Consider the following 25500-nt stretch of genomic DNA (forward strand, 5'->3'; position numbering starts at 1 on the left):
GCAAGGGAGCTGGACAATCCGCTGTCTGGCTGCGCTTATTCCCGAAAAGTCACCGGGGATAAGCAGCAGACCGGTACGTCGGCAAGCAGTCCAGTGTGCTGTGCACCATCGATCCGCGCCGCGGAAGCACACCGCGTCGGCCGTACCCGGCGAGTCCGGTGCCGCGGCGAAGAATACGAGGAAACAGGAAGAACATGGCCCCCAAGAAGAAGCTTCAGGCAGTTATTAAGCTGCAGATCCAGGCTGGCCAGGCCAACCCGGCACCGCCGGTCGGTCCGGCCCTCGGCGCCCACGGCGTCAACATCATGGAGTTCTGCAAGGCGTACAACGCGGCGACTGAGAACCAGCGCGGCAACGTCATCCCGGTCGAGATCAACGTCTACGAAGACCGCTCCTTCGACTTCAAGCTCAAGACCCCGCCGGCAGCCAAGCTGCTGCTGAAGGCCGCTGGCCTGCAGAAGGGTTCCGGCGTGCCGCACACCGACAAGGTCGGTTCCGTCACCATGGATCAGTGCCGCGAGATCGCCGAGCAGAAGAAGCCGGACCTCAACGCCAATGATATCGAAGCTGGCGCGAAGATCATCGCCGGCACCGCCCGCTCCATGGGCATCACCGTCGAAGGCTCCTAAGTCTTGTGACGCGTGCCAACCGGCACACCAAATCCATTTGTGGGAGAGCCAGCTACGGCCCGTACCACAACTCCAAGTACGTGATTGGAATGTGACATGAGCAAGAACTCCAAGGCATATAAGGCCGCACTCGAGAAGATCGACGAAGGTCGCATCTACTCCCCGATCGAGGCCACCAAGCTCGTGAAGGACATCGCAGCCGCCAAGTCCCACGACCCGTCGGTGGATGTCTCCATCCGCCTCGGCGTCGACCCCCGTAAGGCCGACCAGCTGGTCCGCGGCACCGTCTCCCTGCCCAACGGCACCGGTAAGACCGTGCGCGTGGTTGTCTTCGCCGCTGGCGAAAACGCCACCAAGGCCGAAGAGGCCGGCGCTGACATGGTCGGCACCGACGAGCTGATCGAGAAGATCCAGGGCGGCTGGACCGATTTCGACGCCGCTATCGCCACCCCCGACCAGATGGCCAAGGTTGGTCGCGTCGCTCGCGTCCTCGGCCCCCGTGGTCTGATGCCGAACCCGAAGACCGGCACCGTCACCACCGACGTTGCCAAGGCTGTCACCGACATCAAGGGCGGCAAGATCTCCTTCCGCGTCGATAAGGCTGCTAACCTGCACGCCCTCATCGGCAAGTCCTCCTTCACCGCCGAGCAGCTCGCCGAGAACTACGGTGCGCTCATTGATGAGCTGCTTCGCCTGAAGCCGGCTTCCTCCAAGGGTCGTTACCTGAAGAAGGTCACCCTCTCGGCGACCAACAGCCCGGGCATCCCGGTCGATAACACCGTCGTGAAGAACTACACCGGCGAAGAGGCCTAAAACCCCTCCCCGCCGCGCCTGGGTGCCAGGCCCTATCGCCCCGACTGCCGTTATGCGCAGTCGGGGCGATTTTGTGTTCTATGGTGTGGCGCGGTATTGTTCGCAACGCATCGTGATGGACAGCACCGAGGTGGTGTTCCGTCACCGCACATTCACCGAAGACCGCCGGTTCCCCGCACATCCTTGTGGGGTGAAGGTCCAACGCTGTGTTGGCGGCCCGCGTAGGGGAAGAACGTAGACACGAGATTCTCGCGTCCCGACGCTTTCCGCTGCGCTCGGGGCGTTTTTGCATGGTAGGGCCTTCTTCGTCGGCGGAATAACCGACACCAGGAAGGAGGCGAGAGTACCCATGGCAGTTAACGAAACCAAGAAGGCCGCTGTTGCGGCCCTGAAGCAGGAGTTCGACGAAGCCAACGCGACCGTGCTGACCGAATACCGCGGCATGTCCGTTGCTGAAATCACTGAGCTGCGTCGTGCACTTGGCTCCGATGTCACGTACTCCGTCGCCAAGAACACCATGATCCGGCTCGCCGCTGCTGAAGCGGGAGTCGAGGGTCTGGACGAGCATCTGACCGGCCCGACTGCTATTGCCTTTATTAAGGGCGAGCCAGTCGACGCTGCGAAGGCGATGAAGAAGTTCGCCGATGACAATAAGAAGCTCGTCATCAAGGGCGGTCACGTCGACGGTGTGGCTATTGACGCCGCACAGTTCGGTGCCCTCGCGGAGATGGACAACCGCGAAACCACGCTGGCAAAGCTGGCTGGTGCCTTCAATGGCGTTCTGGCGAACGTCGCCGGCCTGCTCGATGCTCCTACCTCCTCCGTGGCCCGCCTCGCAGCGGCCCTGGAAGAGAAGAAGTAGTAACTCGGGCCCGGCCCACGCACATCACACATCTGCGGCAACGTTCGCCGCATCATTCTTTACAGGAGAACACTCATGGCTAAGTACACCACTGATGAACTGCTCGAGGCCTTCAAGGAAATGACCCTCGTTGAGCTCACCGAGTTCAAGAAGGCTTTCGAGGAAGAATTCGACGTCACCGCCGCCGCCCCGGTCGCCGCTGTTGCCGCTGCCGGTGCTGACGCCCCGGCCGCTGAGGAGAAGGACGAGTTCGACGTCGTTCTCGAAGATGCCGGCGCCAAGAAGATCGGCGTTATTAAGGTCGTCCGCGAGCTCGTCTCCGGCCTGGGCCTGAAGGAAGCCAAGGAGCTCGTTGAGTCCGCTCCGAAGGCTATCCTCGAGGGCGCTTCCAAGGACGACGCCGAGGCCGCCAAGACCAAGCTCGAAGAGGCCGGCGCCAAGGTTTCCCTCAAGTAGGACCTGCCACCTCTGCGGGATGCCCCACGCGGGCACCCCATTGGCTACACACCCCCGCTGCCACCGGATTTCCGGTCGTGGCGGGGGTGTTGTGCATTCAGAAAACGATTCACAGAAATGGCCGGGTATGGTTCGCAAACACCACAAACCCAGCTAGAGTGGCGTCATGCTTTCTCGCGGTCGTGTGCTCTCCGTCTTGCTCATCGGTATTGGTGTGGCGTTTATCGTCGCGGCCTTCGCTATTCCCCGGGTCATTGATGATGAACCAAAGGTGCCCTTGAACCTGCAGGACACCACGTTGCAGCTTGTCGCTGAGGACGCGGTGACCGCCAAGGTCGCCCCTGGTGGGGAAGTGGAAGAGGTCACCGGCCCGGTGCGGCGCCAGTTCCACGCGCAGTTCATTGAGCCTGCCGACGAAAAGACCGTCACCTTACGGGTGGGGGTGTCCATGACTCGGATCACGGATCAGACGACCGCAGAGGACCCGCTTGATGGCCTGGTTAATGCCAGTGTGTGGACGTACACCATTGACCGGCTCACCGGAGAAGCCACCGGCCCCGCCACGATTAGCGATCAGCCTTTAGGTGTGCAGCAGGAAGTCGATATGAACGGTAGTTGGGCGAAGTTCCCCGCCAATGTGGAGCAGCGCAACTACCCGGTCTTTGACTACACGCTGAGGCAGCCCGTTGAGGCTGAGTTTGTGGGCACTGAGGACCGCGAGGGCGTTGAGGTGTTGCATTTCACCCAGACCATTGCCCCCACCGATATCTCGAAGCGCTATCAGTCGGTGATTACTCAGGGGGAGATTGATGGCACCCCGGTGCATCTGGAGTACTCCGGTACCCGTGACTGGTGGGTGGAGCGCACCTCTGGCCTGGTCGTCGACCTCGCTGAGGACCTTGATGCCCGGTGGGAAGATGAGGATGGCCAGCGGGTTGCTACCGCGATGAAATTTGATGGCCGGATGCCTCAGACGGCCTCGACTGCGGCCCTGGAGCAGGCTGCCGATGTTGCTGATACCCCCAACACCAGCGTGTGGGCCATCGTTATTGGTGTCATCGGTGCTATCTTGGCGCTCGTCGGGCTCTTTGGCGTGCTGCGCCGGGAGTCGGGCGACAACGGTGAATAACGCAGTTCGGTTATCCGGCACACCCCGCAGCGCTTTTCGCGTTACCCGTTGTTGAGCCACTTTTAAGGCCTAGGCAATCGTGCCGCTACGTCAAGTAGACATAGCGGCGTCTTTGCTATAGCATTGTCCGTTGCGCTGGAATTAGGTGTGCCGTAGTGTCTCTTGATCCGTTAATTCGGATGGTTTCGCCATGTGTCTGTATGGCCATGGTTAGCTGCGCACGCTGATTCAATTCCTGCTTACTCAACGCTTAAACCCAGCGGAACGGGGCGTCGCACGCGACGTCATTTGCTTCCGCGTGAGGTGCTGGAAGGACGCATCTTGGCAGTCTCCCGCCAGACCAAGGCAGTGACCCCAATCCCCGGAGCTTCGAAGAGGTACTCGTTCGCAAAGATTAGCGAACCTATCTCCGTTCCGGGGTTGCTCGATCTTCAGCGCGAATCTTTCGCGTGGCTCATCGGCACCCCTGATTGGCGCGCCCGTCGCGCCGCCGAACTGGGCGACGAGGCCCAGGTAACCAGTGGTCTCGAAGACATCCTCGAAGAGCTGTCCCCAATTGAGGACTACTCCCAGAAGATGTCCCTGACCCTGTCCGACCCCTGGTTCGACTCCGTGAAGAACACGGTGGACGAATGCAAGGACAAGGACATCAACTACGCGGCGCCGCTGTACGTCACCGCTGAGTTCACCAACCGCGAAACCGGTGAGATCAAGAGCCAGACCGTCTTCATCGGCGACTTCCCGATGATGACCGAGAAGGGCACCTTCATCGTCAACGGCACCGAGCGTGTCGTTGTTTCGCAGCTGGTGCGTTCCCCGGGTGTCTACTTCGACGAGACGATGGACAAGTCCACCGAGCGCCCGCTGCACTCGGTGAAGATCATCCCGTCGCGTGGTGCGTGGCTCGAGTTCGACGTCGACAAGCGGGACACCGTCGGCGTGCGTATCGACCGTAAGCGCCGTCAGCCGGTCACCGTGCTGCTGAAGGCCCTGGGTTGGACCGCTGAAGAGATCCGCGAGCGTTTCTCCGACTCCGAGATCATGATGGCCACCCTCGAAAACGATGGTGTGGCCAATACCGATGAGGCCCTGCTGGAGATCTACCGCAAGCAGCGCCCCGGTGAGCCGCCGACGCGCGAGTCCGCGCTGGCCCTGCTGGAGAACAACTTCTTCAAGGCCAAGCGCTACGACCTAGCCAAGGTCGGCCGCTACAAGGTCAACCGCAAGCTGGGTCTCGACCCGGCCGGTAAGGAGATGACCCTCACCGAGCAGGACATCGCCACCACTATTGAGTACCTGGTCCGCCTGCACGCAGGTGATAAGACCATGACCAGCCCGGACGGCAAGGAAGTTCCCGTCGAGGTCGACGATATCGACCACTTCGGCAACCGCCGTCTGCGCACCGTCGGTGAGCTGATCCAGAACCAGGTCCGCGTTGGCCTGTCTCGTATGGAGCGCGTCGTCCGCGAGCGGATGACCACCCAGGATGTTGAATCCATCCAGCCGACCACGCTGATTAACGTGCGCCCGGTCTCCGCTGCCATCCGCGAGTTCTTCGGTACCTCGCAGCTGTCGCAGTTCATGGACCAGAACAACTCCCTGTCTGGCCTGACCCACAAGCGCCGCCTGTCTGCGCTGGGCCCCGGCGGCCTGTCGCGTGAGCGCGCCGGCCTTGAGGTCCGCGACGTGCACCCGTCCCACTACGGCCGTATGTGCCCGATTGAGACCCCTGAGGGCCCGAATATTGGTCTGATTGGTTCGCTGTCGGTCTACGCCCGCGTGAACCCCTTCGGTTTCATCGAAACCCCCTACCGCCGCGTTGTTGACGGTGTGGTCACCGATGAGGTCGACTACCTCACCGCCGATGAAGAGGACCGCTACGTGGTCGCCCAGGCGAATTCGCCGGTCGGCCCCGATGGTCGCTTCACCGACGAGACCCTGCCGGTGCGCATTAAGGGCGGCGACGTCGAGGTCGTCAAGGCCTCCACCGTTGACTACATGGACGTCTCCCCGCGCCAGATGGTGTCGGTGGCTACCGCCATGATTCCGTTCCTTGAGCACGACGACGCTAACCGTGCCCTGATGGGTGCGAATATGCAGCGTCAGGCTGTGCCGCTGTTGCGTGCCGAGGCTCCCTATGTCGGTACCGGCATGGAGCAGCGCGCCGCATACGACGCCGGCGATGTCATCATCGCCCCGGTCGATGGCGTGGTCGAGACTGTGTCCGCTGACTTCATGACCATCATGGATGATGAGGGCGGCCGCCATACCTTCATGCTGCGCAAGTTCGAGCGCACCAACCAGGGAACCTGCTATAACCAGCGTCCCCTGGTGAATATGGGTGACCGTGTCGAGGCTGGCCAGGTGCTTGCCGACGGCCCGGGCACCTCCAATGGTGAGATGGCTCTGGGTAAGAACCTGCTCGTGGCATTCATGCCGTGGGAAGGCCACAACTACGAGGACGCCATCATCCTCAACCAGCGCATGGTTGAAGATGACATCCTCACCTCGATTCATATCGAGGAGCACGAGATTGATGCTCGTGACACGAAGTTGGGCCCTGAGGAAATCACCCGCGAAATCCCCAACGTCGGCGAGGACATGCTCCGTGACCTCGACGACCGCGGCATTGTGCGCATCGGCGCCGATGTGCGCGACGGCGATATCCTCGTCGGCAAGGTCACCCCGAAGGGTGAAACCGAGCTGACCCCGGAGGAGCGCCTGCTGCGCGCCATCTTCGGTGAGAAGTCCCGCGAGGTGCGTGACACCTCCATGCGTGTCCCGCACGGTGAGTCCGGCAAGGTCATTGGCGTGCGCGTGTTCTCTCGCGATGATGACGACGATCTGGCACCTGGTGTCAACGAGATGATTCGCGTCTACGTTGCCCAGAAGCGCAAGATCCAGGACGGCGACAAGATGGCCGGCCGCCACGGCAATAAGGGCGTTATCGGCAAGATCCTGCCGCAGGAAGATATGCCCTTCCTGCCGGACGGCACCCCGGTCGACATCATCCTGAACACCCACGGTGTGCCGCGTCGTATGAATATCGGCCAGGTCCTCGAGGTCCACCTCGGCTGGTTGGCTAAGGCCGGTTGGTCCATCGAAGGAGATCCGGAGTGGGCTTCCCGCCTGCCGCAGGAGCTGCACGATGTGCCGGCTAATTCGCTGGTGTCCACCCCGGTATTCGACGGTGCGGAGAACGCAGAGCTTGCTGGCCTGCTGGATTCCTCCCGCCCGAACCGCGATGGTGAGGTGCTCGTCGATAAGGACGGCAAGGCCGAACTGTTCGACGGCCGCTCCGGCGAGAAGTTCCCCTTCCCGGTGTCTGTTGGCTACATGTACATGCTGAAGCTGCACCACCTGGTTGATGAGAAGATTCACGCCCGCTCCACCGGCCCGTACTCGATGATTACGCAGCAGCCGCTGGGCGGTAAGGCCCAGTTCGGTGGCCAGCGCTTCGGTGAGATGGAGGTCTGGGCCATGCAGGCCTATGGCGCCGCCTACACCCTGCAGGAGCTGCTGACCATCAAGTCTGACGACGTCGTCGGCCGTGTGAAGGTCTATGAGGCAATCGTCAAGGGCGATAACATCCCGGACCCGGGTATACCTGAGTCCTTCAAGGTGCTGCTCAAGGAGCTGCAGTCGCTGTGCCTGAACGTCGAGGTGCTATCCGCAGACGGCGTCCCGGTGGAACTTGGTACCACCGACGACGAAGAGCTGGATCACGCCACGGCTTCCCTGGGCATCAACCTGTCCCGCGATGAGCGGACCGACGCCGACTCCGCCTAACCGGGCAGAGTTCGGCGCGGTCAGCCGACGCGCTACAGCACAAAGCACACAAACACAGTCACGCACGAACGCACGACATCATCCCCCGCACGAAAAGCAATAATTATTGCCGCGGGGGGAAAGGGATATTCAGGTGCTCGACGTTAACAACTTCGATGAGCTTCGTATTGGGCTCGCCACTGCCGACGACATTCGTCGTTGGTCTCGCGGTGAGGTCAAGAAGCCGGAGACCATCAACTACCGCACGCTCAAGCCGGAAAAGGACGGTCTTTTCTGTGAGCGCATCTTCGGTCCCACCCGGGACTGGGAGTGTGCTTGTGGCAAGTACAAGCGCGTCCGCTTCAAGGGCATCATCTGTGAACGCTGTGGCGTTGAGGTGACCAAGTCCAAGGTTCGTCGTGAGCGCATGGGCCATATTGAGCTCGCCGCCCCGGTGACCCACATCTGGTACTTCAAGGGCGTCCCGTCGCGCTTGGGTTACCTGCTGGACCTGGCTCCGAAGGATCTTGAGAAGATCATTTACTTCGCGGCCAACATCATCACCAGCGTGGACGAGGAAGCTCGCCACGCCGACCTGCAGACTCTTGAAGCCGACATGCTCGTCGACAAGAAGATGGTCGAAGATGACCGCGACCAGGAGCTCGCTGAGCGCGCCCAGGTCCTGGAAAACGACCTCGCCGAGCTCGAAGCAGCTGGCGCGAAGGCCGATGCCCGCAAGAAGGTGCAGAACGCCGCGGACCGCGAGATGCGCCATATCCGTGAGCGCGCCGACCGCGAAATCCAGCGTCTCGACGAAATCTGGGAGACCTTCGCCAAGCTGCAGCCGAAGCAGATGATCCTCGACGAGGGTATCTACACCGAGCTGGTCGACCGCTACGAGGATTACTTCACCGGCGGTATGGGTGCAGAAGCCATCCAGACCCTGATCCGTAACTTCGACCTGGCCGCTGAGGCCGAGGAGCTGCGCTCTGTCATTCGTGACGGCAAGGGCCAGAAGAAGCTGCGTGCCCTGAAGCGCCTGAAGGTTGTCGCTGCTTTCCTGCAGTCCGGCAATGACCCGGCCGCTATGGTTCTCGACTGCATCCCGGTGATCCCGCCGGAGCTGCGCCCGATGGTGCAGCTCGACGGTGGCCGCTTCGCCACCTCGGACCTCAACGACCTCTACCGTCGTGTGATCAACCGCAATAACCGCCTCAAGCGCATGATTGACCTCGGCGCCCCCGAGATCATCGTGAATAACGAGAAGCGCATGTTGCAGGAGTCCGTCGACGCCCTGTTCGATAATGGTCGTCGCGGTCGCCCCGTCACCGGCCCGGGTAACCGCCCGCTGAAGTCGCTGTCGGATCTGCTCAAGGGCAAGCAGGGTCGTTTCCGTCAGAACCTGCTCGGTAAGCGCGTGGACTACTCCGGTCGTTCCGTGATTATCGTCGGCCCGCAGCTGAAGCTGCACCAGTGTGGTCTGCCGAAGCTGATGGCTCTTGAGCTGTTCAAGCCCTTCGTTATGAAGGAGCTGGTCGCCAAGTCCTACGCGCAGAACATCAAGTCCGCCAAGCGCATGGTTGAGCGTCAGCGCCCCGAGGTGTGGGATGTGCTTGACGACGTTATTACCGGCCACCCCGTGCTGCTCAACCGTGCACCTACCCTGCACCGCCTGGGTATCCAGGCCTTCGAGCCCGTGCTCGTTGAAGGCAAGGCCATCCAGCTGCATCCGCTGGCCTGTGAGGCGTTCAACGCTGACTTCGACGGTGACCAGATGGCCGTGCACCTGCCGCTGTCGGCAGAGGCCCAGGCCGAGGCCCGCATCCTGATGCTGTCCTCGAACAACATCCTGTCGCCGGCCTCCGGTAAGCCGCTGGCTATGCCGCGACTGGATATGGTCACCGGCCTGTACTTCCTGACTCTGGAAAAGCCCGAACTGCCCGGCTCCTACCAGCCGGCCACCGAGGACTCCCCGGAGCAGGGCGTGTACGCCAACCCGGCCGAAGCCATCATGGCCTTCGACCGTGGTGCTATCGGCCTGCAGTCGCCGATCAAGGTGCGTATCTCGCACCTGCGTCCGACCGCAGAGATCGAAGCCGAGCAGTTCCCCGACGGCTGGGAGAAGGGCCAGACCTGGACCGCGCACACCACGCTCGGCCGCGTCATGTTCAATGACCTGCTGCCGTGGAACTACCCGTTCGTTGACGCTGTGATGGCGAAGAAGCCGCAGGCTGCGATCATTAACGACTTGGCCGCCAAGTACCCGATGATCACCGTCGCCCAGACCGTCGACAAGCTCAAGGACGCCGGTTTCTACTGGGCAACCCGCTCCGGTGTGACCATCTCCATGGCCGACGTGCTGGTGCTGCCGGATAAGGCTGAACTGCTTGATTCCTACGAGCAGCGCGCCAACACCGTGGAGAAGAAGTTCCGCCGCGGCAAGCTGTCCAAGTCCGAGCGTCACGACTCGCTGGTCAACCTGTGGAAGGCAGCTACTGCCGAGGTTGGCGAGAAGGTCGAGAAGCTGTACCCGGATGACAACCCGATCCCGATGATCGTGAAGTCCGGCGCGGCCGGCAATATGGGCCAGATTCACTCCCTGGCCGGTATGAAGGGCATGGTCACCAACCCCCGTGGTGAGTACATCACCCGCCCGATTAAGACCTCCTTCCGTGAGGGCCTGTCGGTGCTGGAGTACTTCAACAACTCCCACGGTTCCCGTAAGGGCCTGGCTGACACCGCGCTGCGTACCGCCGACTCGGGTTACCTCACCCGTCGCCTGGTCGACGTTGCCCAGGACGTCATTGTCCGCGAAGAGGACTGTGGCACCTCCGACGGCGTCGAGATCCCGATCGCCGACCCGGTGCTGGGTGCCGACGGCAAGCCGACCGGCGAGATGCGTCGCAACCCGTACGTGGAGACCTCCGCGCTGGCGCGCTACCTGGCCGCCGACGTGGTGGACGAGTCCGGCAAGACCATCCTGGAAAAGGGTACTGACCTGCACGAGGAGCATATCCGCGCGCTGCTTGACCACGGCATCGCCTCGGTCAAGGTCCGCTCCGTGCTCAAGTGCACCACCGCCACCGGCGTCTGTGCCACCTGCTACGGCCGCTCCATGGCCACCGGCAAGATGGTCGATATCGGCGAGGCTGTGGGCATTGTGGCCGCCCAGTCCATTGGTGAGCCGGGTACCCAGCTGACCATGCGTACCTTCCACCAGGGTGGCGTCGGTGGCGACATCACCGGTGGTCTGCCCCGAGTCCAGGAGCTGTTCGAGGCCCGCGTGCCGAAGAATGTTGCCCCGCTGGCCTCGGCGACTGGCCGTATCCGCCTGGAAGAGGATGACCACTTCTTCACCGTCACCATCGTCCCCGACGACGGTTCCGAAGAGGTTGTTTACGACAAGCTGTCCAAGCGTCAGGGCCTTGCTGAGCTCACCATCGAGGGCCGCACCCGTTCCCTGCGCGACGGCGACCATGTCGAGCGTGGCTTCCAGCTGACCAAGGGCGCCGCCGACCCGCATGAGGTGCTCGCTACCCGCGGCGCCATCGGTGTGCAGCGTCACCTCATTGAAGAGGTCCAGTCGGTCTACCGCGACCAGGGTGTGGCTATCCACGATAAGCACATCGAGGTCATCGTCCGACAGATGATGCGCCGCGTCACCGTCATCGACGCCGGTGATACCGAGTTCCTGCCGGGCTCCCTGGTTGAGCACGCCGAGGCTAAGAACGCCTCCCGTGAGGCCATCAAGTCCGGTGGCCGAGGCGCCCAGATGCGCCAGGAGATCATGGGTATCACCAAGGCCTCCCTGGCGACTGATTCCTGGCTGTCCGCGGCCTCCTTCCAGGAGACCACCCGCGTGCTTACCGACGCTGCCATCAATAAGCGCTCTGACCGGCTCATCGGCCTCAAGGAGAACGTCATCATCGGTAAGCTCATCCCGGCTGGTACCGGCATCGCCCGTTACCGCAATATCGCCGTCGAGCCGACCGAAGAAGCAGCCCGCCAGGCTGCGGTGCCGTTCACCTCGTACGGTGAAGGCTTCTACGGCGACGAAGATACCTTCGGCGACCGCGCTGACCGGATCGTCCCGCTGGACGATATCCCGATGGACTAGGCCTAGCGCCTAAGCACAAAAAATCCGGCCCCGCCTCAACTATCGAGGCAGGGCCGGATTTTTGTTATGCGGGATAAGTGCTTAACGACGGGCCGGGCGGCGCACAATATCCACCCCGCCCAGCACCGCCCAACCAGTAAACCGAATCAGCGGCGCATCTGAGGCCACCTCACACATAGGCCGCGCCCCCGCCTGATCCGAACAATCGAACCCCCCGAACAACCCGACACCGTCCATCGCGATCCGCACATCATCGGGAACAATAATGTCCGCCCCGCCCATCACGGCGACCACATTGACCGTGGTCTCCTGGGCCTCCAGGCTCACATTGGTGAGATCAAGATCCACGCCACCAAACAGTGTGCACGCCGTGTGCTTCCTCGGCAGGTTCCACGACGCGGTGCGCTCCGCCCCAGAAAAAAACGCGACGGTGGTCGTCGGGCCGAAATTTTCCCCAGTCACCGGCAGCGAAGCAGCGGCTTGCGACTGCACCGGGAAAGTCGGCGTCGCCCGCAACGCCACCCTGTCCGAGTAGGCCGCCGTGCCCGGGCTGAGCAGGCGATCCGGGTCGGCGTGGACGTCGGCAAGCAAGTCAGTGAGATCAGAAACCGTAACTGAGGCGGTCACCTCCGCGCTGCGCTGCTCGAACTCCTCCATCGTGAGCTGGCCGCGGGCGTAGGCCTGGGCTAATTCATCAAGCACAATGCTGCGCTGATCATCGCTCGCGCGCAGCGGGCGACTCTTGCCGTCATCAGTAGCCATACCTCTAGCGTAGTTCAGTAGCAGCAGCACAGCCCCGGTGCGAGGGAAATCACGGCTGGGCAGGCGCTGGTCACATACCCTTAAACCCAAAGCTGCGAATAGCGGACGCCGATTGTGAAGGAGGCCCAGGTGGCAGAGTTTGGTGAGCCCGCACAGCCGGAAAGTTTCTCCCGCTTCGCCGACGCCGACGCAGGCGCAGGCCGCAGTAGTGCGCCATTGCAGGTCATAACCGGGCCGTGGCATTGGGTCAGCGCAGCCATAGTCAGCGCCGCGATCGGTGTGTGCCTGGGGGCGGCCGCGCCGATGGTCGCCACCGCCACCGATTCCCTGTGGGCCGTACTGGCGTTGACCGGGTGGATACTTGCTGGTGTGGTGACGTTTGTGCTCGTTGGTGTGCACACCATCGCCGACACCCAACGCCAAGCCGCCGGCCCCTACCTGTCGACCCCAGCCCAAGAATGGTTGTACCGGGTAGCGATTGTGGTGGGGCTGGCCGGTGTGGTGCTCACCGCCATCGAGATCGCCATGTGGGCAGCAAAGACAGGGGTGCTGTAATGCTGAAGCGCACTGCACGGCGCGTACTGGCGCTAGCGGCCACCGGAGTCCTGGTCGGCGCGATAACTGCTGGTGGGGCGAGCGCCCAGCCCGCCCCCAATGATGCCCCAGAGGCTTTCGCTGGGTGTATCGCCGGTGCCCATGCCGCAGACATTCTCATCGTCATGGACGAATCCGAATCCCTGGTCGGCTTCGCTGGGGAACAAGCCACCGACCCATCAGCGGTGCGGGTGAAGGCGGCCACCGACTTCGCTCACCATATGGCCGCCCACGCAGCGGCCACCGGGGCCGATATCTCCGTCGCCATTGCCGGGTTCGCCGATGATTACCGCACCCACAGTGGCTGGACGACGCTGCGCCACACAGACCAAGGCAGCAATATCGACGCTGCTATCGCGGAATTCACCGAGCGCACCGACGGTTCATACACCAACTACGAAGCAGGCCTAGCCGGGGCTTTCCGGGACCTATCCCAACGACCCAGCACCTGCCGGGCGGTGCTGTTTTTCTCCGACGGCCAACCCACCGCCAGCAGCTACGGCCAGCCCATGGAACCGGTCTGCGCAGCCGACGGGCCGGTGGCCAAACTGCGCTCCAGCGGCATTCGGGTATTCACCATCGGGCTGGGCCCGGACACCGCAGAAACCATGCAACCCATCGCAGCGGGGCAGTGCTCTGCTGAGGCCCCTAATGGTGTGCACCTGCAGGCCGATGAGCCCGCCGCGCTCTACGCCGCTTTTCGCCGCATGATCCCCAACGGCGCCCATGATGTCCGCGATGGTGGGCCCGCCACCGACCCGTACCGGTTCACCCTCGACGAATCGACCCAGCCGGTGCGCCTATCCGTCCAACCGGACCGCACCATCGCCATGGGTGCGCTCATTCCGACGCTCACCCCGCCCGGTGGGCAACCAGTAGACCTTGCCGACGGTGCCCAGCGCATCGCAGGCGCTGAGGTCACTGTGCAGCGCAATGCTGAGGTGCCCGGCATGGTGGATGCTGACCTGCGCCGCGCCGCCGATGGGGAGTGGGCAGGGCAGTGGAGCTTCGGCTACCGCATTGCCGACGCTAGTGCTGAGCAGATGACCTACCGGGCGGTGCTGACCGTCATCCCGGGTCTTTCCCTGGTTGTGCCCGGTGCGGAAGACACCGAGACCATGAGCGTGTCGAGTAGCGATTCCCTCCCCGTGGAGGTCCGCGACCCCGACGGGCAGGTACGCGCCTTTGCTGGGCAAGCCCGCCTGGATGCGGTGCTGCGCCCAGATGACGGTTCCGCACCGGTCGATATCGCCCGTGGGGTAGACCTGCGCTCAGGTGCTGGCGAAGTCGAGTTCAGCAGTATCGACGGCCGGGCGGCCGGGGTGCTCGAACTGAGCTTATTCATCACCACCGCCGGAGGTGAAGGTGTGCCTGGCACTGCCCTGAAGCCGCTGACTTTTAGAAAACCTATCTCGGTGGCACCAGCTACTGCGCCGAAACTTCCTGGCTCGGTTGTGTTGGAGATGACCGGAGTAGAGGCCAGTACGCCCATCGAGTTCACCGGCCCCGGTGCGGTGTGGATCGACGATGGGGAATTCAGCGTCGGTGATGCCGTGGTGAACTACACCTCCGACCATGACGCAGCCGCCCCGCTCACCCTCGGCCCCGGGGAAACCGGCACCATCATTGTGCGTACCAGCACTGCTGATCCCATCGACCGGGTGATAGCTGACTCCGCGCTTGAGGTCACCGCCCAGGACTCCGAATCCGGGGCGACCGAGGTCGTCCAGCTGCCGCTGCGTGGTTCGCTCAGCGCGCCCATCAACACCACTGTCTTCGGGATCGCCTTAGTTGGTGCCCTGGTGCTGGCGCTGGCCATCCCGCTGGTGGTGCTCTACGCCATGAAATACCTCGCTGGCCGGATTCCGCGCAGCCCGGGCGTGCTGGCGCTGCGCATCCCAGTGCGTCGGCACGCCGGAGAATTAGTGCGCACCGATACTGGGGGAGTCTTCACCGTCGACTTCGATGAGGTGGTGCGCGCCCCACGCACCACCAGCACCGGCCGGTCCATTAACCTTGCCGGCACCCAGGTGCGGGTGCGTGGCGGGCTGAACCCGCTGCGCCCGCCGATGGCAGTAGCCGAGCACACCCCGTCTATTGCCGATGATGGTGCCCGGCATGCCGGTGCTGCCCAGTTGCCGCTGGCGGTACACAACCACTGGTTCGTTCTGCCTGGGGAAGTGGTGGTGGCAGTGGATGAGCGAATCCGGCGCGAGGCGCTAGCCGCTATCGTCGCCGATATCCGTGCCCACGCCCCGCAGCGTCTGGAAACGATCGGCGACAAAGCCACGCAGGCCCCTGAACCCACCGCCCCGGCCAGGCGCACCGGTGGTTTCGTTGACAATGGGCCCAACCCGTTCGGCGATTCTGGTCGTCGCTAGGCCCACGTCGGTGCCAAGCTGTAGGCAAACCCAAGGAAGGGACAATCGTGCAGAAATACCTCGTCGTTGGTTGCGGCGGCTCGGGCGCTAAAACCCAGGCCTACATGATGGACCAGCTCAAGGCCCACATGCGCCAGGTCGACCCCGAACGCAGCACCCTGCCCGCGGCGTGGCAGTTCGTCTCTATTGACGTCCCCCTGGTGCCCGAAGCCGGCCCGGACGGGCTACCCAATGTCGCCCAGGCCGGTGGGGCCTATATCGATATCGGCAGCCGCCTGCATTACAACGACTTCGAACAGGGCCTTACTGAGCAGCTCGGGGCGTCCGGGGCGCTCGGTGAGATCGCCACCTGGGCCACCCGCAACCCCGAGGACCTCAATACGCCCATCAGTGATGGTGCCGGCCAGTACCGCGGTATTGGCCGCATCCTCACCATCCAGAATTTCGCCAAAATTCAGCGCGAACTCACCGCCGCCATTGACCGGCTCAACCTGGTGTCCACCAACCAGGAACTTAACGACCTCAATTACGCCATCACCGGCAAACACAGTGATTCCAGCGATGACCAGCCAGTCACCATCATTATTGGTTCGATGGCTGGTGGCTCCGGTGCGTCGATGGTGTTCGATGTCGCCCGCCTGTTGTCCACCCTGGGCAGTGTGAAACCCGCGCACACCGCGATTTTTATGCTCACCCCGGAGGTGTTCGAGGCCATTCCGCGCGACAAGATGGTCGGGTCCTGGCCGAATGCCTTGGCAATGTTTGGGGAGGCCTTCGCCGCCCAGACCGGTGCCGGCGCTGACCACGACCGGGCCCTGTACTCCGCGATGGGGCTCCCCGGAGCCCCGCAGGACAGCACTTTTGCCCGCCTGTTCCCCATTGGTGCCCGCATGGGTGGCCAACGCGCCCGTTTCGGCGACGGCACCCCCAACGCCATCTACCGCGGGTTGGCGCGCGCGCTTGCCGCCCTGGTTTCTTCGCAGACCGCGTCCTCAGATTTCAAGTCCTATGCCCTGGCGAATACGGGTTCCACTGCGGGTAACCGGTCCGTGCTGGGCTGGGGTAATCCCAGCAAGGTGGCCTGGGACAAGGTTCCGTGGGGCTCACTGGGCTACGCCCAACTGTCCATGGGACGCGACCGTTATGCCGAATACTGTGCCCAACGCCTCGCCCGGGCGGCTTTCGATCGGTTACGGCGCGGCCATATCGACCCCGCCGATCCGGCCACCGGAAAAGAACAGCTCGACCGCAGGGTCGCCGATGTGCTTGCCGACGTGCTGGGCAACTGTTCCCTGCCGCAGCGGCTCGACCGGGGCATGGGGGCTGAGGACACCGAACAGTGGTTGGCGCGTACCTTCACCACCCGCTACGCCCGCCCGGCGGCCACCCACGCAACCCGCCAGGTGCGTGATGTATTGCCGGCTGGTGATGGGATGAAGTCCACCGAATGGGCCGCGTTGGTGCGCACCCGCCTGGCGGATCTGGCCCGCCCGGTCGATACCGCCTTGGCGGATAATGCCTATGCCGCAGTGCACGCTTTCGCGGATTTCCTCGCCGACGCTGTGGTCGAGCAGATGGAAACTGTGCTGTCCACCACCGGCGTGCCCTGCGCTAGTGAGGCATTGGACCGCGTTACCGCGCTGGTCAATGAGGAACTGTTGCCGGCGGTGCAGGCCTTTGCCGATAGTCGCCGGGGGATGAACCCCACCGCTATTGGTCCGCAGGTTCAGGCGCAGCTGCAGCCGCTGTCTGGTCGGGGCACGATAGCTTCCTCCGCCCAGCTTGCCGACGCTATCGCCGCGGCCTACCAGGACCAGTTTGAGGACTATCACCTGGGGCAGGTCGCCGCCCAGCTGGTGCCGGTGCTTGAGGATCTGCGCCCGGAGCTTCTCGCCCCGCTGCGCCGCGAATTCGATGCCCTGCACGCTGACCTGGCCCGGGCCGCGGCGGTGCAGGATGTGCACGTCAATCTTGCCGACGTTGCCACTGACGAACCCAATGCCTGGCCGGCTGATACTGATGAGCAGATCAACCGTCGTTTCGTCGGCAGCGCCAATGAGATTGTGGTCAGCGATACCAGCCGGTTCGCCGCCGATTATGAGGATCATCTCATCGCCACAATGCGCGCCGAACACCCGGACCTGCGCAGCCTGGATGAGGCCGTTGACCGCGCCGCCCGGGAGGTTATCGCCGGCCAGTGGCATACCCAGGGCGCGCGGCGGGCCCCGCATGACACCTTGTGCCCACCGCCGGGCGATATCACCGTCGGCAATCGCAGTGGTTGGGTGTCGAAGCACCTGGTGGCCTCACCGATAAATGAGGACAAGCGGGAGGCCCGCCCGGCGCGGTTTTCCGCCCGGCTGCGCCCGCGTGATCTGATGGAGCGCACGCGGGCGTGGATTGCCCGCCCGGATCAGCCTTTCGACCGGTTCATTAGTGTGGACCTGCGTTCCTATTTGAGCCCGAGCACGGCCAGTAATGAGGCCGAGCATGATGCTCGCGTCACCCGGTTGCGGGGCGCGTTTGTGCAGGCAATGCGCCTGGCCCGGCCGCTGGCTGCGGTCGATACCGCCACCTTGGGTCTGGCGCATGGTGTGTCCGCGGAGGAGTACCACTTCAACTTTTCTGAAATCCCCCTGGCTGGGCTCAATGCCGCTACTGACCTGCGCGATGTCATTGTGGCCGATAAGTACCGCGATGAGGCGACGCTGACGACCTTCGATAATGCGTGCACTGATGACCGCAAGGTGTTCAGCATTGATGTGTTTGGTTCCTACCCGAACTACTCACCAGTGGTGTTTAGTTCCCTGTTCCCACACATCATGGAGGACTGGAGTACTCGCGGTGAGCTCACCGAGGGTTTCTGGAATCTGCGCCGCGCCCGCCCGCTGCCGGCTGCCTTGCCGTTGACTGATGATGCGCGCCGGGCGATGGTGGCTGGCTGGATTGTGGGCATGATTACTGGCCGGATCACCATTGTTGATGAGGGCACCCCGACGGCGGCGGCGCATATTTATGACCCGGCAGCGACCCCCTCGGGCGGGCAGTGGGTGAGTTTCCCGCCGCAGTTGTTGACCCCGCCGTCACGGTTCCAGGCTCGGTTCGACTGGATGCCGGCGATTATTGAGTCAGTGTTGTTGGCTTATGCCGATGTGCAGACCGCGCCGGTTGGTGGCCGGGTGGGGGACTCCCTGCGGCCCTATATCCTGCTGCGCTCGTTATATGACGATAATCCGAGGGAGCCGACCACCGGTGCCATTGAGCACAGCGCCACCAGGTTGTTGGCGCAGTGGTTGCGTACTGGTGAGGACCCGCGTTTTTCCACCGGCAGTCCGCTGGGCGCGACATTAGAGCAGCGGCGCGATGCAGCCCGCCAGGCCCTGCAGACCGCTCGTGATAATGCCGCGCATTTCCGGGCCGGTGCGGCGGCTGCGGCCCTGCCCGGCCAGGAGGAGCAGGCTCGCCCGTGGGCGCAGGTGCGCGACCGTCGGTACGCCTCGAAGATGCCGCTGTACCGGGACTTAGCTGATGATGTGTTCGGTATGGCCACTGATTTATTGGGCCGCCTGGACCGGGCCGCGGATTTAGCGACCCGGCCAGAGCAGGCCCCGGGGGTTCCGGGTAGCTTCGCGGTCGACCCGGGCGGGCCGGATGGGGTGGACTTCGGCGGAGGCCTGTTCTGATGTCCGATGCGATTGTGGTTCTTGGCGCTGGGCCGGGCCCACGCGCGGTGCGGTCATGTCTGCTGGATATGGCGGCGCTAGGGCTAACCACACCGGTGTACTGGGTCGATCCCACCGGGGACCCGGCAGGGCCAGCGGCGGTGGAGTGCATTGCGCATGCCGAGGCAGGCGGCGCCCAGGTACGGCGGATGAGCCTAAGCCACGCCACCCGCGCGATGGGCCGGGGCCGGGTTGTGCTCATTGCTCTCGATGAGCCTGATGGGGCCGGTTCGACGCTGGATACCGCGGGGGTGCGTGGCTTCACCGACGCCATTGACCATATTTTGCCGGCCGCGGCGCGGCGGGTGCATCTGTACCTGCCTCGGTTGCCGCTACCGCAGCAGCCGCCGACGACCATGCCTGGGTGGACGTTATTGGTGGTGTCCCCGGAGGACAGTGAGGCGCCGGATGCGGCCCGGGAGGTGCAGTACCGCGCCGATGGTCCGGATGCTTTGGCCCGCTATGTCACCCCTGCTGTGGTGGGGATGACGGGATTATGGGCGCATAGCACCGGGGTGCCGGTGTGTGATGCGCAGACCTCACCGGTGACTGGGGAGGTGGGTGTTGATGCGGAATCGGCCCGCCTGGTGCGGGTATTCCACCGCCATATTGATGCCACCGAGGTCGAGCGGGAACTGCGGGAGCGGGTGTTGGACGTGCGCTCAGCGGTGCCGCAGCCGCGCCTGGCCGATGGTCGCCATATCGTTACCGCCGATAATCCGGCAGAACTTAACCGTCGGGTTGCTGATTCTTTTATGGCCCGCGCTGAGACCGAAGGCGCCCGGCCACCCCAGACCACTGTTCCCGGTGGGGTCGATGCCGGCGCGGATGGGTTTTTTAGCCAATTCACTGAGTACGTCACCGGTGCTGTGCTGGGTAACTCAGGCCGGTGGTTCGACACCGCCACCGCCACCGCTGATTGCGAAACCAGCACCGCGGTCCATAGGGCGCTGGGTATTGCTGAGGAGTCGGCCGCTCCCGACCCGTGCGTGCGGGTGCTTACCAGTTCGCGCCCACAGAGCCTGCACAGTGTTGCTGATGCGGCCGCGTCCTTACGGGAGCAGTTGAGCACCAGTGACGCCATCGTCGTCGGGCCGCCCCCGACTGCGCCAGCGTTGTGGCGCACCTACACCGCAACCACGTTAAGCCTGGTGGACGGCAAGGAACGCGACAGTAGTCTCGGGCCGGTCCGCGATAGCAATACCAATCCCGTTGTGGTGCCCCGGCCTGGTCTGGCCGCCCCCGATGTGGCCGATAGTTTTTCCGGCGACCACCCAACCCTGCGGGAGCTGCTGGGGGACTCCCTCGGCCCGACAACTATTAGCCCGGTCGACCCGCATGGGGCCGCCCATTACGCTGCTGCGTTGCAATACGCGGCCAGTCAAACCACTGACCAGTCCATTGCCACGAAAAAACGCGAGTTCACCAATTGGCGCCAGCAGCACGCATCGAGTTTCGCCTGGCAGGTGGGCCAACGTCTAAGTGGTGCGATCCAGGACGGCCAGGACCGCGCCCGCGCGGCCTATAAGGACGTGCTCACCACCCGCGCCGCACTTGGGGCTTTCGCCGGTGATGATGACGCTGCCGCCCACCGTGGCTTGGCGCGCACCATGCGGGCGGTGCTGTTGGTGTGGTTGGTCGTGGTGGTGGGGTGCCTGGCCGCGGCGCTGCTGAGCCCCCGGGTGGCGTTCGCGGCTGGTGTGGGCACTGCGGGTGTGGCCACAGTTATTGCGTTGCTGGCTGAGCTGGCTATTTTCGCCCGTGGCCGAGATGCGGTGGTGGACCGCGTGTCACGTCGGCGGGCTGTGTGGCGCCGGCACAGTGCAGCTGCTGGCGCATTCGTTGCTGCCGTGACTGACCTTGAGCGCGCTGCGGCGGCTTACCGGCAGCATCAGGTGTGGAGCACCATTATTGGCCGGGCCATCCACCATCCCTTCGGTGCTGGTTGCGCTGAGGAGCGTCCGGCGCTGTTGCCGACGGCGGGGCTGCCTCGGGCCAGCATTATTGGCACCGCGCAACCGGATGCTGTTGCTATGCGCCGGGCTGTGCAGGACCTCCGGGCGACGGTATTCACCCCGGATTGGGCGGATATAGCTGTTGCTGATCTGCTTGCGGCGGCCAGTGCGGAGTTGGAGCAGCGCGGCGAGTTCGTGCCGAGCCGTTCGGAGTTATTTGGCCAACCGGCTGCCGGTGCGCATTCGGTGCTGTGCCGGCTGGCGGAAGTCGCCAGCGATGATGGTCTGCCGCGTGGCGATAGTGCCCAGGTGTGGTCCCCGGCGGTGGCCAGTTATGTGTCCTCTGGGCAGGCCGAGGCGTTGCTGGAGTCTGTGCGCAGCATTGATGATGGCCAGCCGGTGGAGCTTTCCCGAGCCGATGTGCTTGCCGACGTTCTGGGCACAACCGATGCTGGATTTTTCCGTGGCGCGGTTTCTGCTCGTGGCGCCAATCATGGCGCGGTAGAGGTCGACCCCGCGGCGAGTGTGTGCGCCCGCTACCCGGATCTATCCGCCGGGTCCGGGGCGGCGCCACGAGCGGCGACGCTGTCCCAGGCGGTGACTGTGGTGCAGTGTGGCCATAGTGTCCGGCCGGAATGGTTCACTGGGGCTACAGTGCAGCACACCGCCGAGCCGGACTTGGAGTTGCCGGGTCAGCGCGACAGCCTGTTTTAACCCTAGGAGGTGCCACCAGTGCCCAGTCCCCATCAGCCGCAGCGGCCCGCCGAGTCCGGTGCTGAGCTGTCCCGGATGCCGCAGTACCTGATCGATAAGGTCGCGGCCCTCGGCGCTACCTCCACTGAGGCCATTCGGCGCACGCTGCCGCCGAGATATCAGCATTTAGCCCCGGCATTGGCGCAGCGGTTAGGTATTGGTGAACCTGCGGCCACACCGGAACACGAACCCACCCCAACCCCCACCCCAACCCCGGAGGAAGGCCCGGTGCCGGTGCCGGCGCCGGCTGCGTCGGCACGCAATAAGGTCGCCGAGGCGCTGGCGGATTTCGTATCCGCCGCGTCCAGTGCCCCTGCGGTGGACCCGGATGATGTCCTCACCGTCGACCCCAGCCTCTTTGCCGACTATGACCACAGCGCCACTGTGTCCGCCGCCGCTGAATTGGCGCTCACCACGTATCGCAGTGGCGGGGCCGAGCAGGTTGTGCTGCGGTGGGACACACCGGATTGGGTGGACCACGATTACGTCATCTACCGCGTCATTGCCGGGGACGGGGAGCAGGAATTATCCCCCGAAGCCGGGGAGCAAGTGCTGTGCACCACTGGCCATATTTATGTTGAACCCCAGGTCAGTGGGGTTAGTTTCCGGCATTTCCAAGTGTGGGTGCACCAGGGGCCCGATATCGCCGCCGCCCTCGGCGCCCAGCCGCAGTTAGTGGGCTACGCCATCGCCGTCGCCCCGGTGCGCGCGATTACGCTCGCCGCCAGCCAGGGTGTTGTTGAGGGGTCGTGGGCGCCGATGCCGCCTGATTGGTCGGTGCGGGTGCACGCCAGCCCTGCCGGTTCGGCACAGCCCGCCGACGCCCCGGAGTTCCTGTTGGGCTCTGGGGTGCAGGAGACCTCTTTTGCGCACCGGCCTCCCACCCGCGGCGGGACGTGGCGGTATGTGTTCACCCCGGTGGTGCGGTTAAGTGGCGGCTGGCACCTGGGGGAGCCCAGTACTGTGCACAGGGCGGATATTCCGGCGGTAACGCGGCCGGTCAGCCTGGATTTTTATGATGTCGAGCAGCACGGCGGCGATGACCGGATTGTGTTGTCGTGGTGCGCCCCACCGGCGGGTTCGGTCAGTGTCTACCTCACACAGCGGCATCCGCATGAGGATCTCAGCCAGGGCCCGATTTCTGCTGATGCGCTTGCCCGCGATGAGGTTTTTGCCGCCGCAGGCACGACGAAGGTCACTGTCGGCCCGCGCGAAGAAGGCGCCCCAGTCGATGCGGACACCATTTGGCCGGTCGATGCCGATACCGCCGAGGCCTGGTCGGTTGTCTATATCACCCCGGTCACTGAGGTCGGGGAGATGGTTGCGGTCGGCCCCACGGTGGCTTTGCACCAGGTCCAGCCGATTTCTGCGGCCCGGATCGCTGAGCGGATCGATACTCAGGTGGTGTCTTTCGCCTGGCCGCGGGGCGCGGATTTCGTCAGTATTGACATCACTGATCTGGGGGCCGGTACCGGCGGGCAACGACGTCGGGTAGCTGACCTAGAACCCGATGACTATAAGAACAACAGTGGGGTGCGCCTGGGCCTCAACCCATACGGCAATGACGTTATCCTCACCCCGTATGTGATGTACCAGGGCCGCACCACCAGTGCGGAGCCGACGGTGCTGAGTTATCCGGGGCTGCGTCGCTACCGGTGGCGGATGCTGACCGACCCGACTGCGCTGCGGATTCAGGTGTGGACGGACAGTTCTGCTGATGTAAATCCGCCCCGGCTGCAGTTAGTGCACCACCCCGACCGGTTGCCGTTGTGCATTGCCGACGCCGCCGACGATGGGGCGGGGGTGTGCACGGTCATCCCGGTGGACCCAGACACCGGCCAGCCCAGCGGGCCGGCCGGGACGGTGCTCGCCCCGGACACGTTGCCGGGGGTGACTTCTGGTGCCGGCGGGCAGTCCGCCGCCGCGACGTGGCTGGTGCCTGCTAGTGCACTTAGTGGGATGCGCCCGGGCCAGTTCTTCCGCCTATTCCTCGTTGCTGATGATGAGCCCGGCGCCACCACCCGCCGCCGGGTGCTGGTCGATAATGATGCCGCGGCCGGGATTTACCAGCCGCCCAGCAGGTGGGGGAAGCGGCGATGAGCGGGGTAGACGTACTGACCTACGCCAGCCACGCCAGTGGGTGGTCGGTGGGGCACCACTCGGCGGGGTTGCAGCCTGACGAGATCGCCCGGCTGGCCGAATGGGCGCCGACCAGGTTGGCGACCACGACCCCCATCCCCGCTTATCCTTCGGCTGCTGAGGTGGCGTGCTTGCCGCGTCGCACCGCGTGGCTGCCGGCGCCGTGGGGAGGCGCTGACCGGGTGTTTTTCCATTCTGTTCCGGCTGGGGCGGATGGTTCGGGCCGTGCGGGCAATATTTATACCCAGGCCCATATTGTGCGCGGTAATGCCGCCGGGCAATGGCGGCCTAGTGATGGTTTCCACAGTCCTTGTCTGCGCACGCCGTTCGGGGTGGTGGAGGTCAATGCCGCGCGCCCGGATGCGGTGGTGCCTGCCGACGGCCCGCTTGCCGACGCGGCAGCTGTCTGGTCTTTTATTTTCGATCCTGGGCCGGTGGACCGGCGTGCTGTCTTAGCGGCGATTATCGATGCGTGGGTCAGTGGGGCAGTGGTTGCCATCGCCTGCCCGCCGCAGCAGGCCGAAATATGGATCGCGGCCCTGCTGCACACAACATCGGCGCAGGTAGCGCGAGAAATATCGTTTTCTTCGTGGCAGCGTGCAACCAGCCTGGACGCGTTATTGCACGAGGATCTGCGTCTTGTGGCGATCCCGCCGGAGGATATGGCGCAAGCGTCCCGCCAGCCTGGTGTGATTGTTGTTGATACCGCTGTTTCTCCTGCGACTGGAATCTACGGTCAGCGGCCCACTGTGCTCAGCGATGGCACCGAGCTGGAGGTCTCGGAGTGGTCAGAGTTGCTGGTCAATATCTGTTTCAGCGCCGCTGATGCAGTGGCTGCGAGTACCGGGGCCAGCGGGGGCGGTGGTGGGCTCGCCACGCACCCGGCGGGAATGCTTGCTGCGGTAGCCGAGGCGAGTCCGGAATTGCGCCAGGAACTAGCCCAGCCGCTGCGGTGTGTTCGCGCCGGTACCACGGCCGATCCCGCACCGGCGTGTTCGCTTGCGCCGCTGGTTGCCGCGCAGGTCCGCGCGATCAGTGCGGATACGCTGCGCAGCGTTATCGCTGACCCGCACCTGTGTGGTGCTGATGGTGAACGCGTCGGCCTGCTGGGTGATATTTTGCGCCTTGACCCGGCCGGTGATGCCCTTGTCGAGCGCGCCCAGCAGCGGATTCTCGCCGCGGCGTTGGTGGAGATGTGCCGGGATGGCGCCACCAGTGGGGTGGATTATTTGCCGTGGTGGCGCGCCGAATATGTCAGTGCCGCGCAGCGGGCTGGGGTTGCCGCGTCCGTGGCGGAGTGTCTTGGCGCCGACCCGGCCGCAGGTGCCGCGCTTGGTGAACTCGCCACTGCCCCCGGCCCGAATGGGCGCCGACTGCTTGCCCAGGCCGCCTATGATCGGCTGACTGGATAACTGAGGAA

At 64.1% G+C, this 25500-nt stretch carries 14 protein-coding genes; 13 read left to right on the top strand and 1 reads right to left on the bottom strand.

What is annotated here, in order from left to right:
* The first annotated feature begins 194 nt into the window (after positions 1-194).
* The 7 genes from rplK (at position 195) to KRX51_RS01455 (ending at position 11774) form a co-directional block, all read left to right on the top strand.
* The gene (gene rplK / locus KRX51_RS01425) at positions 195-629 is read left to right on the top strand and encodes a 50S ribosomal protein L11 (RefSeq protein ID WP_218361173.1); all 435 of its coding nucleotides are present in this window, start codon (positions 195-197) and stop codon (positions 627-629) included.
* A 96-nt stretch (positions 630-725) separates the two neighbouring features.
* Positions 726-1442, top strand: coding sequence for a 50S ribosomal protein L1 (gene rplA, locus KRX51_RS01430; RefSeq protein WP_218361174.1), 717 nt, complete (start codon positions 726-728; stop codon positions 1440-1442).
* Positions 1443-1791: 349 nt separating this feature from the next.
* On the top strand, positions 1792-2304 hold the full coding sequence (gene rplJ / locus KRX51_RS01435) for a 50S ribosomal protein L10 (RefSeq protein ID WP_218361175.1): 513 nt from the start codon (positions 1792-1794) through the stop codon (positions 2302-2304).
* 75 nt (positions 2305-2379) lie between these two features.
* Entirely contained in the window at positions 2380-2760 is a 381-nt protein-coding gene (rplL, locus tag KRX51_RS01440) for a 50S ribosomal protein L7/L12 (RefSeq protein WP_218361176.1), read from the top strand.
* A 166-nt stretch (positions 2761-2926) separates the two neighbouring features.
* On the top strand, positions 2927-3889 hold the full coding sequence (locus KRX51_RS01445) for a DUF3068 domain-containing protein (protein WP_218361177.1): 963 nt from the start codon (positions 2927-2929) through the stop codon (positions 3887-3889).
* Between the two features lie 303 nt (positions 3890-4192).
* Positions 4193-7678, top strand: a complete 3486-nt coding sequence (locus KRX51_RS01450) for a DNA-directed RNA polymerase subunit beta (protein WP_218362210.1) — start codon at positions 4193-4195, stop codon at positions 7676-7678.
* A 133-nt stretch (positions 7679-7811) separates the two neighbouring features.
* Positions 7812-11774 carry a DNA-directed RNA polymerase subunit beta' gene (locus tag KRX51_RS01455; RefSeq protein ID WP_218361178.1) on the top strand — a complete coding sequence of 1321 codons (3963 nt, stop codon included), beginning with the start codon at positions 7812-7814 and terminating at the stop codon, positions 11772-11774.
* Between the two features lie 81 nt (positions 11775-11855).
* Here the strand turns inward: KRX51_RS01455 and KRX51_RS01460 are convergent, their stop codons facing one another.
* Positions 11856-12536: a DUF1707 domain-containing protein gene (locus KRX51_RS01460; protein ID WP_218361179.1), complete on the bottom strand. Its 681-nt coding sequence runs from the start codon at positions 12534-12536 to the stop codon at positions 11856-11858.
* A gap of 129 nt (positions 12537-12665) precedes the next feature.
* Here KRX51_RS01460 and KRX51_RS01465 point away from each other — a divergent pair, with 129 nt between their 5' ends.
* The 6 genes from KRX51_RS01465 to KRX51_RS01490 are packed head-to-tail and all read left to right on the top strand — an operon-like array spanning position 12666 to position 25492.
* Positions 12666-13091, top strand: a complete 426-nt coding sequence (locus KRX51_RS01465) for a hypothetical protein (protein ID WP_218361180.1) — start codon at positions 12666-12668, stop codon at positions 13089-13091.
* Positions 13091-15511, top strand: a complete 2421-nt coding sequence (locus tag KRX51_RS01470; protein ID WP_218361181.1) for a vWA domain-containing protein — start codon at positions 13091-13093, stop codon at positions 15509-15511. Before KRX51_RS01465 ends, KRX51_RS01470 begins: the two co-directional genes overlap by 1 nt.
* 47 nt (positions 15512-15558) lie before the next feature.
* Complete coding sequence (locus tag KRX51_RS01475; protein WP_218361182.1) at positions 15559-19194, top strand: tubulin-like doman-containing protein; 3636 nt, start codon at positions 15559-15561, stop codon at positions 19192-19194.
* A complete protein-coding gene (locus tag KRX51_RS01480; protein WP_218361183.1) occupies positions 19194-21902 on the top strand; it encodes a hypothetical protein in 2709 nt (902 codons plus the stop codon). The genes KRX51_RS01475 and KRX51_RS01480 overlap by 1 nt, the downstream gene beginning before the upstream one ends.
* Positions 21903-21920: 18 nt before the next feature.
* Positions 21921-24041: a hypothetical protein gene (locus KRX51_RS01485; protein WP_218361184.1), complete on the top strand. Its 2121-nt coding sequence runs from the start codon at positions 21921-21923 to the stop codon at positions 24039-24041.
* Positions 24038-25492, top strand: coding sequence for a hypothetical protein (locus tag KRX51_RS01490; RefSeq protein WP_218361185.1), 1455 nt, complete (start codon positions 24038-24040; stop codon positions 25490-25492). Before KRX51_RS01485 ends, KRX51_RS01490 begins: the two co-directional genes overlap by 4 nt.
* Positions 25493-25500 lie beyond the last annotated feature (8 nt).

It is taken from the genome of Corynebacterium sp. TAE3-ERU12 (assembly GCF_019209905.1).
Taxonomy (GTDB): Bacteria; Actinomycetota; Actinomycetes; order Mycobacteriales; family Mycobacteriaceae; genus Corynebacterium.